Genomic DNA, 13,245 nt, shown 5'->3' on the forward strand with positions numbered 1-13,245 from the left:
TCGACCTTACGGACTTATTTTTAAAGGAGTGCCCTAGAATGGCTAACTATTTCAATACATTAAACCTTCGTGAACAACTAGACCAATTAGGTCGTTGCCGCTTTATGGATCGTGAAGAATTCGCGACAGAAGCTGAATACCTTGAAGGTAAGAAAATCGTAATTGTTGGTTGTGGTGCTCAAGGCCTAAACCAAGGTCTAAATATGCGTGATTCTGGTCTAGACGTATCTTACGCTCTACGCCAAGCGGCAATTGATGAAAAGCGTCAATCATTCAAAAATGCTGATGAAAACGGCTTTGTTGTGGGTAGCTACGAAACGCTAATCCCTCAAGCAGACCTAGTAATCAACCTTACTCCTGATAAGCAACACACAAACGTTGTTGAAACAGTAATGCCTCTAATGAAGCAAGGCGCTGCTCTTGGTTATTCTCACGGCTTTAACGTTGTTGAAGAAGGCATGCAATTACGTTCTGACCTTACTGTAGTAATGGTTGCACCTAAGTGTCCAGGTTCTGAAGTTCGCGAAGAGTACAAGCGTGGTTTCGGTGTACCAACACTGATCGCTGTTCACCCAGAAAATGACCCTAAAGGTGAAGGCTGGGATATCGCTAAAGCTTGGGCTGCTGGTACCGGTGGTCACCGCGCAGGTTGCCTAGAGTCTTCTTTCGTAGCAGAAGTTAAATCTGACCTGATGGGTGAGCAAACAATCCTTTGTGGCATGCTACAAGCAGGTTCTATCGTATCTTACGAGAAGATGATTGCAGACGGCATTGAACCAGGTTACGCAGGTAAGCTTCTACAATACGGTTGGGAAACAATCACTGAAGCACTTAAGTTTGGTGGCGTAACTCACATGATGGATCGCCTATCTAACCCAGCTAAAGTTAAAGCGTTTGAGCTTTCTGAAGAGCTTAAAGACCTAATGCGTCCGCTTTACAACAAGCACATGGATGACATCATCTCTGGTCACTTCTCTAGCACAATGATGGCTGACTGGGCGAACGATGACGTGAACCTACTAGGCTGGCGTGAAGAGACAGGCGAAACGGCATTCGAAAACTACCCAGCTTCTGACGTAGAAATCTCAGAGCAAGAGTACTTCGACAACGGTATCCTAATGGTTGCTATGGTTCGTGCAGGTGTTGAGCTAGCATTCGAAGCAATGACAGCATCTGGTATCATCGATGAGTCTGCTTACTACGAATCTCTACATGAGCTTCCACTAATTGCAAACACAGTTGCTCGTAAGCGTCTTTACGAAATGAACGTTGTAATCTCTGATACTGCTGAGTACGGTAACTACCTATTCGCTAACGTAGCAACACCGCTACTACGTGAGAAGTTCATGCCTTCAGTAGCGACAGACGTAATCGGCCGTGGTTTAGGTGAAACATCTAACCAAGTTGATAACGCTAAGCTAATTGAAGTAAACGAAGCTATCCGTAACCATCCTGTAGAGTACATTGGTGAAGAGCTACGTAGCTACATGAGCGACATGAAGCGTATCGCTGTAGGCGGTTAATGAGTCTCTTAGATACTGACAAATTTGCAGAAAAAGCGAAGCAGTATCACTAGCTCCTTACTGATTGGAGTTATAAATAAGCAACACAACATCTAATAGAAAGGCTTGGTCGCCGTTGACCAAGCCTTTTTGCTTTTAGGAATAAAGCCTTATAAGTCAATTGAGTGAACATTGCTTGATAGGTCTTCGTCGACTTTCAGTTCTTGATTGATCCTCAGAAATACAAAAGGGTTGGTGCTTTCACACCAACCCTTTCAGTTTTCTTGTTTTACGCTTACTTATCGGCAATCTTTGCTTCTAAGTCCGCTAGCTTTTGTTCCATTTCAGTTAGCTTCTGGCGAGTGCGCAGCAATACTTGTGTTTGAACATCAAACTCTTCACGGCTCACAACGTCTAGCTTGTTCAGTTGGCCTTGGATAACCTGACGAACTTTCTGATCTACGTCTGAACCAAGCTCTTTTACTGGTTGAGGCATAGAATCGTGGATCTGCTTAGCAATCTGCTCTAGTTTTTTTGGATCAAACATATCAATTAAAACTCCTGAATATTTACCACTATTCTATTTAATCACACTTGAGATGTCGCCTATGGCGTATAAAAAAAGGCCACCGAAGTAGCCTTTTTATTGTTAATACGACTTAGAGATTACTTATTGTCAGCTAATTCTCTGTGTGCCGCTTTTGCTTCATCGACGCGAGCTAGCTTTTCTAGATCTTTGTCTTCAACAAATACAGGTAGAGGTTTGTGTTTTTCAGCCAAGTAGCTGTAAATCACTGGCAGTACAAATAGCGTGAAGATCGTACCAATCGCTAGACCTGCAACGATTACGATACCAATACTAAAGCGCTGAGCTGCACCCGCACCACTTGCGTACATCAGTGGGATTAGACCCGCGATCATCGCAGCTGTAGTCATCAGGATTGGACGAAGACGAACCTTCGCAGCTTCCATTACCGCTTCGATACGAGTTTTGTGATGATGCAACTGTTCTTCTTTTGCAACTTCACAGATCAAGATACCGTGCTTGGTAATCAGGCCAACCAAGGTGATCAAACCTACTTGCGAGTAGATGTTCATCGTTGCCGCGCCCCAGGCCAGAGCGATTAGGGCACCACAGATCGCCAGTGGTACAGATACCATGATAACCAATGGATCTTTCAGAGATTCGAACTGAATCGCCAGTACCAAGAAGATGATAGCCAGTGCAAGACCAAAGGTCGCGTAAAGTGCGCTACCTTCAGTTACGTATTGGCGTGCTTCACCCATGTAATCGTGGTTGTAGCCACTTGGAAGCTTATTCGCCGCCGTGTCTTCAAACCATGCAATTGCATCACCCATTGCAGCGCCTGGAGCAGGTACCGCACCAATCGTAGCTGAGTTCAATTGGTTGAAGTGAGGAAGAGAACGAGGCTCTGCCACAACATCAATCGTAATCAAACTGCCTAGTGGTACAGCATTGCCATCCGCAGCACGTACGTAGTAGTTATTCATCGATTCTGGGTTCAAACGGAATTTACGTTCAACTTGAGGGATAACCTCGTAAGAACGACCATTCAAGTCGATACGGTTTACGTAGCCATCTGACATCATGGTACCTAGCGTGATACCGATATCTTGCATGGTCACGCCGTATGCGCCCGCTTTATCCTTGTCGATGTGTACTTTCATCGTTGCTGAGTCGTAGTTCAGATCGAGATCCGAGTATACGAACAGTGGGTTTGTCGCTACATCAGTCAAAATGTCAGTGGTGATCTGGAACAAGCTCTCAAAACTGTTTGGTGTTGTAATAACAAACTGAATTGGAAGACCTGAACCTGCACCTGGTAGTTCTGGCATTTGGAAGGCGGTTACTGCCATTCCTGGAACATCTTTAACAAGCTCACCTACACGGTTTGCTACTTCTGATTGACTTGTCTCACGTTCACTCCAAGGCACCATAGATGCGATACCAAATGCTTGGTTTGCATTAGGCACACCTGTAAATACCTGAGCGTAAGCCACTTCTGGCTGATCAGACAGAATCTTGTTTACGTCGTTCATGGTATTTTGCATGAAGTCTAAGTTTGCATTCGACGGTGCAGTACCCATCAGCATGATTACACCTTTATCTTCAGAAGGTGCTAATTCACTAGGGATGAACTTAAACAGCATCGGCAAGCTTGCAAATACGATGATCGCAAAACCAATGAACACTGGACGGTGATTCATAACCGCGCCAAGCATACGCTCGTAACGGTTAGTCATGCCATCCAAAACGCTATGAACTTTCTGCTCAAACTTGCTCGGCTCAGCGTGAGCTTTCAGCATTTTTGAACACATCATTGGCGACAGCGTAAGTGCCACGATACCCGATACAAATACAGAACCGGCTAGGGTTAATGCGAACTCTTTAAATAGTGAGCCCGTGATACCACCCATCATCGCGATTGGAGCGTATACCGCACCTAGCGTTAGTGTCATTGCGATAACAGGAACCGCAATTTCACGAGTACCGATGATCGCAGCGCGGAAAGGGGATTCTCCGAGCTTGATATGCCTGTCGACGTTCTCAAGTACTACGATCGCATCATCTACCACCAGACCGATGGCGAGTACCATTGCCAGTAGCGTCATCAGGTTCCAAGAGAAGCCCATTGCCTGCATTACCATTGCCACACCAATCAAAGACAGTGGGATAGTAACGATAGGGATCAGTACCGCTCGGAATGAACCTAGGAACAAGGTAATTACGATCAATACTATTAATGCTGCTTCAAGAATGGTCTTGATAACTTCTTGAATTGATTCGTTAATCGCAATGGTTGAATCGTACATTACGTTCATCGAGATGTTGCTTGGTAGGTTCTTCTCTAGTTGAGGAAGAAGCTCAAGTACATCTGCAGCGATGTTGATTGGGTTCGCACTTGGTGCCGCGTTAATTGCTGCAACAACCGCTTCCTGACCGTTCGCACTCGCACGGTAAACGTCGTGGCTTTTCTCTAGAGAAACCTTAGCGATGTCAGACAGACGAATAATCTCACCTTCACCACTTCTAACGACTAAGTTCTCTAACTCTTCAGTGTTCGATACTTGCGTGTCGGCACTGCCGTTATAAAGAACAAATTCACCCGTTGCTTGACCCGTAGCTGATTGGTAGTTGTTCGCATCCAATACCGCCATAACGTCAGTTGCAGTTAGGTTTACCGCCGCCATTTTTGATGGGTCTAGCCACACGCGCAGTGCGTATTTCATACCACCATACAGGTCAACTTTAGATACACCATTTACCGTGAATAGTTGCGGGTTGATTACACGCTCTAGATAGTCGGTAATTTGGCTCGACACCAACTCATCACTGGTAAAACCAATGTAGAGTACCGCTGTCGTTGAACCGGTAGACATGGTTACGGTTGGATCTTCGGCTTCTTTAGGAAGCTGAGAACGTACCGAGTTAGTCTTGGCCAGTATGTCAGACAACGCCGCATTCGGGTCGGTGTTCAACTTCATGTTAACGGTAATCGTAGAGCTACCGAGCACAGAAGAAGAAGTCATATAGTCGATGTTATCCGCTTGAGCCACAGCCTGTTCGAGGGGCTGGGTGATAAAGCCTTGGATAAGATCCGCACTTGCACCGTAGTAACTCGTGGTTACGGTTACGACGGTATTCGTCATTTCAGGGTATTCACGCACCTGCATTTTGAAGATTGCTTGTAAGCCAAGCAGCGCAATCAAAAAGCTGATGGATACCGCTAGAACTGGACGTTTAATAAAAACATCAGTAAAGCGCATTGTGCCTCCAGTTACAGCTTAGGTGTTTCAGATGGTGGAGTGATTGCATCACTTTCAACAACCTTAACTTTGGCACCGTTACTTAGACGTACTTGGCCAGAAGTTACAACCGTATCGCCGGCTTTGACGCCTTCAAGGATGTGTGCAATATCAGCTGTACGCTCACCTACTTTTACAACATGTTGAGCAACACGTTGAACGCCGTCTTCTTCAGTCAGGATGTAAACATTGTCACCGTATAGAGTGAAAGTAATCGCCGTTTGAGGCAGAGTTACTTGGTTCTCTAGTTTAGGCAGAATGATGTTAGCGCGAGCGAACATACCGCTACGAAGCTTGCCATCATTGTTTGGAATGTCTGCTTGAACTTGGATAAGACCACTTTGGATGCTTACAGCTGGTTCAATTGCACTGATAGAGCCTTCAAACGGTGTCTCTGGGTAAGCATCAACAAAGATGTCGATAGCCTGACCAACATTGATACGAGAGATATCTGTTTGAGAAACTGTGAAGCGCAGACGCATGACACTGGTATCTTCTAAACGAACGATATCGGTACCCGATTGTAGGTATTGGCCTAGGTATACGTTACGAATACCAACAGTACCGTCGAATGGTGCGCGAATTTCACGGCGCTCGATCGATGCTTTTAGGCTTTCAATGTCAGCTGATAGAGAGAAGTAGTTCGCTTCTGCTTCATCGTACGCTTCTTTAGAGATAGAACCTTTCTTGAATAGGCCTTGGTAACGTTTGTATTTTGCTTTCGCAGCAGGTAAACGAGCTTCAGAACTCTTTAGGTTTGCTTTCTCTACGTCAGAATCAAGACGTACCAGTTGCTGACCATTCTTAACATCAGTACCTGACTCGAAAGAGATCTGGTCAATAACACCGCTGGTTTCATTCGCTAGTGTCACACCTTGGTTAGGTTCGATGAAGCCGATAGCTTCAATCACAGGAACCCAGTCGATCGGCTGAACTTCAGTTACCGTTACTGGAAACTCTGGTTCAGGGCGGTTGGCCATATACTCAGCAATTTTTTGTTGTTTGAACATGTTAAACCCAATAACGCTGCCGAAAAGTAGTACAGCGATGAGTAACATGAAGAAAGTCCACTTTTTCATTATGGTCAAAACTCCGATCTAGTGTTTAATTATTGCGTCCCAACTGGCTTCGATTGCAGACTCTAGTTCTGCCTCATCAAGTTGGTAAAATCCTAAAGAATGCTTGCGTGCTAGAGAAACACTAGCCGCCAAGCTCAATCCACCTAATACTTCATTGTTAAGTGGTTTAAACAATCCTTGTTCTTTCCCCTCATTAAATAGCAGCTCAACTTGGGCAAACATTTTACGTTCTAGTTCCCTGAAGTTTAGGCTATTTGTGATGGGTAGAGAGTCATACTGAACCCGATTTTTTATTGCGGCTAAATTCGTTCCTGCTAAGTTCCATATGTTCAACCACATAGTACGGTAGCGTTGTTTAATTGGATCCGAATCATTAACCCCTTCTTGAACAGCATCAGCTACTCTTTGAGTCACGAGCATTCGAACATCTTCTATCAAATGCTCTTTATCATCGAAGTAGCGATAGATAGTGCCTGCAGCTACTCCCGCTTCTTTGGCTAATTTTTGCATTGAAAGGCCTTGGAAACCGACCTCTGCAATTAGCTTTTCAGCTGCAGAAAGTATTTGCTGGCGTTTATCCCGAGGTGCATGAGTTGTCATATTTCAATCACCAATGAATGAACGTTCATTCATTATAGCCTAATAACCACACACATGTGCAACAAAGTTTTACATAATCAGCGTAAAAATCTTGTATAAGAGAACGTAGCATTCGCGCTGTTGCAGCATTATTATAGGTACGCAATTGAATTCGCCCCTCTAGACCAAACTGAGAATCAAATGAAACTGAACCCAAGACAAGATGAAGCCGTGAAATATGTTTCGGGCCCCTGCTTAGTATTAGCGGGTGCTGGATCCGGTAAAACACGTGTTATCACGAATAAGATCGCTTACTTGGTTCAAGAGTGTGGCTATAAGGCGCGCAATATTGCAGCGGTAACCTTTACCAATAAAGCGGCACGCGAGATGAAAGAGCGTGTTGGGCAAACTCTGGGTAAGGGCGAATCGAAAGGGCTGATTGTTTCGACCTTTCATACCATGGGTTTAACCATCATTCGTCGTGAATACAAAGCGCTGGGTCTAAAAGCTGGCTTTTCTCTGTTTGATGACCAAGACCAACTAGCTTTGTTAAAAGAGCTAACAGAGAGACAGATCGATGGTGATAAGGATTTGCTGCGCGCTTTAATGAGCACCATTTCGAATTGGAAAAATGACATGCTGACGCCAGATCAGGCGAAAGCACGTGCTCAAGGTGAACAAGAGCAGTTGTTTGCATTCTGTTTTGAGATGTACCAGAAACAGATGAAAGCATACAACGCACTCGATTTTGATGATCTGATTGCGATGCCTGTATTACTACTGAAAACCAATCAAGAAGTGCGTGAACGTTGGCAGTCGCGTATTCGCTACCTACTTGTGGACGAATACCAAGATACCAACACCAGCCAGTACGAATTGGTTCGTCTACTGGTTGGAGAGCGTGGTCGCTTGACGGTAGTAGGTGATGATGACCAATCTATTTACTCATGGCGTGGTGCAAAACCGCAAAACTTGGTGTTGTTGGGTGAGGACTATCCGAATCTTCGCTTGATAAAACTCGAGCAAAACTATCGCTCAACCAGTCGAATCTTACGTGCGGCGAACATCTTGATCGCCAACAACCCACACGTTTATGAAAAGTCACTGTTCTCAGAGATCCCGGACGGTGAAAAGCTTAAGGTCTTGAATGCCAAAAACGAAGAGCACGAAGCCGAACGTATTACCGGTGAGATCATCGCGCATAAGTTTTTGAACCGCACTGAATACAAAGATTATGCAGTGCTTTACCGCGGTAACCACCAGTCGCGCTTAATTGAAAAAGCGCTGATGCAGAACCGTGTGCCTTACAAGATCTCTGGCGGCACATCTTTCTTTGCTAGAGCAGAGATAAAAGACATCATGGCTTACCTGCGTGTGTTGGTGAACCCAGATGATGACAATGCTTTCTTACGTATTGTAAACACGCCGCGCCGTGAGATTGGCCCGGTTACGCTCGAAAAATTAGGCAGCTACGCCAACATGCGTGGTAAGAGCCTGTTTGAAGCCAGTTTTGAGATGGGCTTGGAACAGACGCTGACTGGTCGCGGCTTAGAAAACTTGCGTCGATTCACTGATTGGATTGTTCGTATCTCAGATAACGCTGAACGTGGTAACACTGTGGATGCGGTTCGTGCGTTAGTTCGTGACATTAACTACGAAGATTGGCTATACGAAACCTCAGCAAGTCCAAAAGCCGCAGAGATGCGAATGAAGAACGTCTCTGATCTGTATAGCTGGATTGTGGCAGACCTAGAAGGTGACAACTACGATAAAGAAGAGAAAACACTTCGTGAAGTTGTCCAACGCTTAACACTGCGTGACATGATGGAGCGTGGTGAAGATGATGACGATGCAGACCAGGTTCAACTAATGACGCTGCACGCATCGAAAGGCCTAGAGTTCCCGTATGTGTTCTTGATGGGCACTGAAGAGGGCATCTTGCCACACCAAACCAGTGTTGACGAAGGTAACGTAGAAGAAGAACGTCGTCTTATGTATGTAGGGATTACTCGAGCACAGAAAGAGCTGACCTTTACCAAGTGTCGTGAACGTCGTCAGTATGGTGAGTTGATTAAGCCAACACAAAGCCGCTTCTTAGATGAATTGCCTCATGATGACGTGGAGTGGGAAAGCGTGAAGAAGCCACAGTCCGCTGAAGAGCGAATGGAGAAAGGGCAGGCGCACATTGCTAACATTCGTGCGATGTTCAATAAGAAGTAATGTTCTGCTTGATTAGCACTATATAGAAGACAATAAAAAAGGTGACCATCAGGTCACCTTGTTTGAATTTGGCATTTGTAATAACAGATCGGTAAATTACAGACCAGCAATCATGTGCTCGATAGCATCTTTGATTTCATCGTCTGAACAGTCCATACATGAACCTTTCGCTGGCATTGCGTTGAAGCCGTTGATTGCGTGGTCAGCTAGGATATCGCGACCTTGAGCAATACGAGGACCCCAATCACCAGCATCACCTGTTTTAGGTGCGCCACTTACGCCAGATGCGTGACAAGCGATACAAAAGGTACCGTAAACTGCTGCGCCATCACGAGGGCCTGTTGGTTCTGCGGCTACTGGCTCGCTGCCGACTAGGTATACTTGGCCAACTGGTTTGATGCGCTCAGCAATTGCATCTTGCTCTGCTTCGCTTAGGCCTGAAGCCATTGCACCAGTTGAAAAGGTTAAAACTGCGATGACAACGCTTAAAATTCGACGAGACATATCCATTAAACTCACTTTACATTCCCAAGGTAAGTACATGCTTACCAATTTATAGTGTTGGAGGGGTGTTTTGGCTTTAAGCAGTAAAGAGCAACTGTTAAACCAATGTAAATAATGGGTGATTATATCCCGATAAGTTGTTGCAATAAACAACAACTTATAAGCTGTGGCGGGTTGTAGTACTCAAATAAGGGGTTTATCACATATTAACTGTCGAAAAAGAGACCAAACAGAAAAAAAAGTTAAAAAAGTACTAGACGGCATTGGGTGATATACGTATTATTCCACTCCGCCGACAGGGCATGCGCCTGTAGCTCAGCTGGATAGAGCGTTGGCCTCCGGAGCCAAAGGCCGAAGGTTCGAATCCTTTCAGGCGCGCCATCCGGTCTCTTACTTCGGTAAGTGAGAAATTGGCAGAAAAGAAATAATGGTGGCTATAGCTCAGTTGGTAGAGCCCTGGATTGTGATTCCGGTGGTCGCGAGTTCGAATCTCGTTAGCCACCCCATTCTTTCTTTACAAAATATCGGTAGCTTCGGCTTCCTGTGTTGATTCACTATCCCAAGAATCGATACAAAACTAGTCGGTGAATAGCGCAGCTTGGTAGCGCATCTGGTTTGGGACCAGAGGGTCGGGGGTTCGAATCCCTCTTCACCGACCACTATTTCAATAATCGCTTGTGAAGCGGTTATATAAAAAATTAGTGGTGGCTATAGCTCAGTTGGTAGAGCCCTGGATTGTGATTCCGGTGGTCGCGAGTTCGAATCTCGTTAGCCACCCCATTAATTTTGGTAGCTTCTTTGAAGTTCCCAGTTTGAGAAATCAAACGAAACGTCTCGGTGAATAGCGCAGCTTGGTAGCGCATCTGGTTTGGGACCAGAGGGTCGGGGGTTCGAATCCCTCTTCACCGACCATCTTAAGAAGCCTCGTCAGAAATGACGGGGCTTTTTTGCGTCTGGAATTTAGATAATTTGGTACCAAGAGGGCTGCGGGCTTGATCGCGAGTCCAGTTCGACTCGTTCCTCTTTAGTAAGCTCCTTTCAGACGCAAGAAACTCATCTTCGATCTCCTCGATTATTGTGTCTTTATAGAAGTACTCCATTTATCAAGTGAAAAGATCTATATCTAACTTTATATAAAATAACCGTTCAATAATTCGACAAATTAATAGGTCTGGTCTAGAGATTTTTGTGAAAAGTTGAATTTGGTTCTTAATTTGCCCACTAAGGCACGTATTTGACAGCTTTCTTCCTATCAAGCACTTCAAAAGATCATCTAATTTACTAAGCCTTTGGGTTGCTTGTCTTCTATTTAGATAAGCAATGAAAATGGTTAAATATGTGGTCAATATAATCCTATCTAGTTGTTTTGTTTGTTTAAATTAACAAAGTTAGCGTTTGTTTCTATAGTGTTAATTGTTTTTTGGAATAATTATTTGCTTCTATTGAATGGTAGTGAGATCTGCTTTGAACCACAGGTTTAGGTCTACAAGTAAGTGGTGGTAAGGGGTTTGTGAGCATTTATTACCGCTAATATAATGTTGATTTTTCTTACTATATGCTCTTTTGGTGAATAGTTATGTGTCACTTTTGCTTGCTAAGCGTTTAATGTCGACTTTTTATCCTATTTTTGTTGCTTTTCTGTGAATTATTTGCCAAATTGTCAACCGTATAAAATATCAGAACAATATTCTGGTAAGAATGGATTCAATTTTGCAGACAGGGCAGAAAGCTGCCAAAGCAGTAGAGGTCTGGTAATGTCACTTTTAGAAGTAAAAAATCTTCGTATCGAATACCCATCTCGTCATGGAGTTCACGCCGCAGTTAAATCGCTTTCGTTCAATATTGAACGTGGTGAGATCGTTGGTGTTGTAGGCGAGTCTGGTGCAGGTAAATCAACAGTAGGTAATGCTGTGATCGATTTGCTGAGCCCTCCCGGCCGCATTGCTAGCGGCGAGGTATTTCTGGATGGCGAAAAAGTCTCTGGCTTATCCCCTGAACAGATGCGTTCTGTTCGCGGCTCAAAGATTGGTTTTATCTTCCAAGATCCAATGACGTCTCTTAACCCTCTATTCACAGTAGAACAGCAGTTAAAAGAGACGATTCATGCCAACATGAAGGTTTCGGATCAAGAAGCCTACCAGCGTTCATTAGATTTGATGAACCAAGTGGGTATCCCACAACCGGAAAACCGTTTAAAGCAGTACCCACACCAATTCTCTGGCGGTATGCGTCAGCGTGTAGTTATCGCGATCGCATTGGCAGGTGAACCTGACCTTATCATCGCAGATGAACCGACAACGGCACTCGATGTGTCTATTCAAGACCAAATCTTAGGTTTGATTCGCGAGCTATGTATTAAGAAAAACGTAGGTTGCATGTTGGTAACGCACGACATGGGTGTGGTATCTAACGTTACCGACCGCGTAGCCGTTATGTATCGTGGTGACTTAGTTGAGTTTGGCCCAACAGCGAAAGTTTTGGGTACTCCTGAACACCCATACACACATAGTCTTATCTCTGCGGTTCCTCGTTCAGACCGCAAACTCGATCGTTTCCCTCTTGTTAGCTACATCGAAGAAGCACAAGAGATGGAACCTCTGGATGTGAAAAACCACTGGTTAGGTCAAAGCCAAGATCACCGTGATTACACAGGTCCACTGTTGAACGTTGAGAACGTAAACCTGCGCTTCACCACTAAAGATTCATTCTTTGAGAGCCGTCGTGAGTACGTTCAGGCGTCAAACAACGTGAGCTTTGAAGTTCATGAAGGCGAAACGTTTGGTCTAGTAGGTGAATCAGGTTCAGGTAAATCAACGATTGCACGTGTGATTGCTGGCTTGTACGCACCAAACTCAGGCAAGGTAACGTTTGAAGGCGTTGACCTTACTGGTCTTAAATCTGAAAAAGAACGTCGCCCTATGCGTCGTCAAATGCAGATGGTTTTCCAAAATCCTTACACATCAATGAACCCTCGAATGAAGATATTCGACATCATTGCTGAACCTATCCGATTCCATAAGCTTACTCGCAACGAGAACGAAACTCGTCAGATCGTGAATGACCTGCTAGAGCACGTTGGTTTAGGCAAGATGGCAGGGGTGAAGTACCCGCACGAATTCTCAGGTGGTCAACGTCAGCGTATTTCTATCGCTCGCGCTTTGGCAACTCGTCCGCGTCTTTTGATTTGTGATGAACCAACATCGGCACTGGATGTGTCGGTACAGGCTCAGATCCTTAACCTACTAAAAGACTTACAAGACGAGCTAAACCTAACCATGCTGTTCATCAGTCACGATCTACCGGTTATTCGCCAAATGTGTGACCGTGTTGGTGTGATGCAAATGGGAGAACTATTGGAAGTAGCGCCAACAGAGCAGCTGTTCCAATCGCCTCAGCATGAATACAGCAAACATCTGATTTCTTTAATGCCTGAATTTACAGGTTTAAGAGAAGAAAAAGCAGTGGCACAAGCCGCGGTATAAAAATCAGCAGGCTGGAGTTTAGCTTGCTAACAACAATAAACAGACGCAAAT

Annotated in this window: 8 protein-coding genes and 5 tRNA genes; 8 read left to right on the forward strand and 5 right to left on the reverse strand. The window is 44.8% G+C overall.

Annotation, left to right across the window (positions count from 1 at the left end):
- Positions 1-38 precede the first annotated feature (38 nt).
- Positions 39-1,523, forward strand: coding sequence for a ketol-acid reductoisomerase (ilvC, locus tag ITG10_RS08040; RefSeq protein ID WP_017631997.1), 1,485 nt, complete (start codon positions 39-41; stop codon positions 1,521-1,523).
- 274 nt (positions 1,524-1,797) lie between these two features.
- Here the strand turns inward: ilvC and ITG10_RS08045 are convergent, their stop codons facing one another.
- From ITG10_RS08045 to ITG10_RS08060, 4 genes are all read right to left on the reverse strand, one after another.
- Entirely contained in the window at positions 1,798-2,049 is a 252-nt protein-coding gene (locus ITG10_RS08045; RefSeq protein WP_009848085.1) for an accessory factor UbiK family protein, read from the reverse strand.
- 119 nt (positions 2,050-2,168) lie between these two features.
- A complete protein-coding gene (locus ITG10_RS08050; RefSeq protein WP_048612411.1) occupies positions 2,169-5,291 on the reverse strand; it encodes a multidrug efflux RND transporter permease subunit in 3,123 nt (1,040 codons plus the stop codon).
- An 11-nt stretch (positions 5,292-5,302) separates the two neighbouring features.
- Positions 5,303-6,409, reverse strand: a complete 1,107-nt coding sequence (locus ITG10_RS08055; RefSeq protein ID WP_017629443.1) for an efflux RND transporter periplasmic adaptor subunit — start codon at positions 6,407-6,409, stop codon at positions 5,303-5,305.
- 18 nt (positions 6,410-6,427) lie between these two features.
- Positions 6,428-7,009, reverse strand: coding sequence for a TetR/AcrR family transcriptional regulator (locus ITG10_RS08060; RefSeq protein ID WP_017629442.1), 582 nt, complete (start codon positions 7,007-7,009; stop codon positions 6,428-6,430).
- Positions 7,010-7,189: 180 nt separating this feature from the next.
- Between ITG10_RS08060 and rep the strand changes: the two genes are divergently transcribed.
- Positions 7,190-9,208: a DNA helicase Rep gene (gene rep / locus ITG10_RS08065; RefSeq protein WP_017629441.1), complete on the forward strand. Its 2,019-nt coding sequence runs from the start codon at positions 7,190-7,192 to the stop codon at positions 9,206-9,208.
- A gap of 96 nt (positions 9,209-9,304) precedes the next feature.
- Here rep and ITG10_RS08070 read toward each other — a convergent pair whose 3' ends face one another.
- A complete protein-coding gene (locus tag ITG10_RS08070) occupies positions 9,305-9,718 on the reverse strand; it encodes a cytochrome c5 family protein (RefSeq protein WP_009848079.1) in 414 nt (137 codons plus the stop codon).
- Between the two features lie 298 nt (positions 9,719-10,016).
- Between ITG10_RS08070 and ITG10_RS08075 the strand changes: the two genes are divergently transcribed.
- The 6 genes from ITG10_RS08075 to ITG10_RS08100 all read left to right on the forward strand — a co-directional run bounded on the left by ITG10_RS08075 (position 10,017) and on the right by ITG10_RS08100 (position 13,194).
- Positions 10,017-10,093, forward strand: a tRNA-Arg gene (locus ITG10_RS08075).
- Between the two features lie 49 nt (positions 10,094-10,142).
- A tRNA-His gene (locus ITG10_RS08080) sits at positions 10,143-10,218 on the forward strand.
- Between the two features lie 76 nt (positions 10,219-10,294).
- Positions 10,295-10,371: transfer RNA gene (locus ITG10_RS08085), tRNA-Pro, on the forward strand.
- Between the two features lie 45 nt (positions 10,372-10,416).
- Positions 10,417-10,492: transfer RNA gene (locus tag ITG10_RS08090), tRNA-His, on the forward strand.
- Positions 10,493-10,547: 55 nt separating this feature from the next.
- Positions 10,548-10,624: transfer RNA gene (locus ITG10_RS08095), tRNA-Pro, on the forward strand.
- Positions 10,625-11,466: 842 nt separating this feature from the next.
- On the forward strand, positions 11,467-13,194 hold the full coding sequence (locus tag ITG10_RS08100; RefSeq protein ID WP_017631994.1) for an ABC transporter ATP-binding protein: 1,728 nt from the start codon (positions 11,467-11,469) through the stop codon (positions 13,192-13,194).
- Positions 13,195-13,245: the final 51 nt, after the last annotated feature.

Origin of the sequence: Vibrio sp. ED004, from assembly GCF_023206395.1 — a bacterium.
Lineage (GTDB): Bacteria > Pseudomonadota > Gammaproteobacteria > Enterobacterales > Vibrionaceae > Vibrio.

Coding starts and splice junctions, on each gene's coding strand:
- ITG10_RS08070 (WP_009848079.1), bottom strand. CDS start 9,718: ATGGATATGTCTCGTCGAATTTTAAGCGTTGTCATCGCAGTTTTAACC.
- ITG10_RS08060 (WP_017629442.1), bottom strand. CDS start 7,009: ATGACAACTCATGCACCTCGGGATAAACGCCAGCAAATACTTTCTGCA.
- ITG10_RS08050 (WP_048612411.1), bottom strand. CDS start 5,291: ATGCGCTTTACTGATGTTTTTATTAAACGTCCAGTTCTAGCGGTATCC.
- ITG10_RS08055 (WP_017629443.1), bottom strand. CDS start 6,409: ATGAAAAAGTGGACTTTCTTCATGTTACTCATCGCTGTACTACTTTTC.
- ilvC (WP_017631997.1), top strand. CDS start 39: ATGGCTAACTATTTCAATACATTAAACCTTCGTGAACAACTAGACCAA.
- ITG10_RS08045 (WP_009848085.1), bottom strand. CDS start 2,049: ATGTTTGATCCAAAAAAACTAGAGCAGATTGCTAAGCAGATCCACGAT.
- rep (WP_017629441.1), top strand. CDS start 7,190: ATGAAACTGAACCCAAGACAAGATGAAGCCGTGAAATATGTTTCGGGC.
- ITG10_RS08100 (WP_017631994.1), top strand. CDS start 11,467: ATGTCACTTTTAGAAGTAAAAAATCTTCGTATCGAATACCCATCTCGT.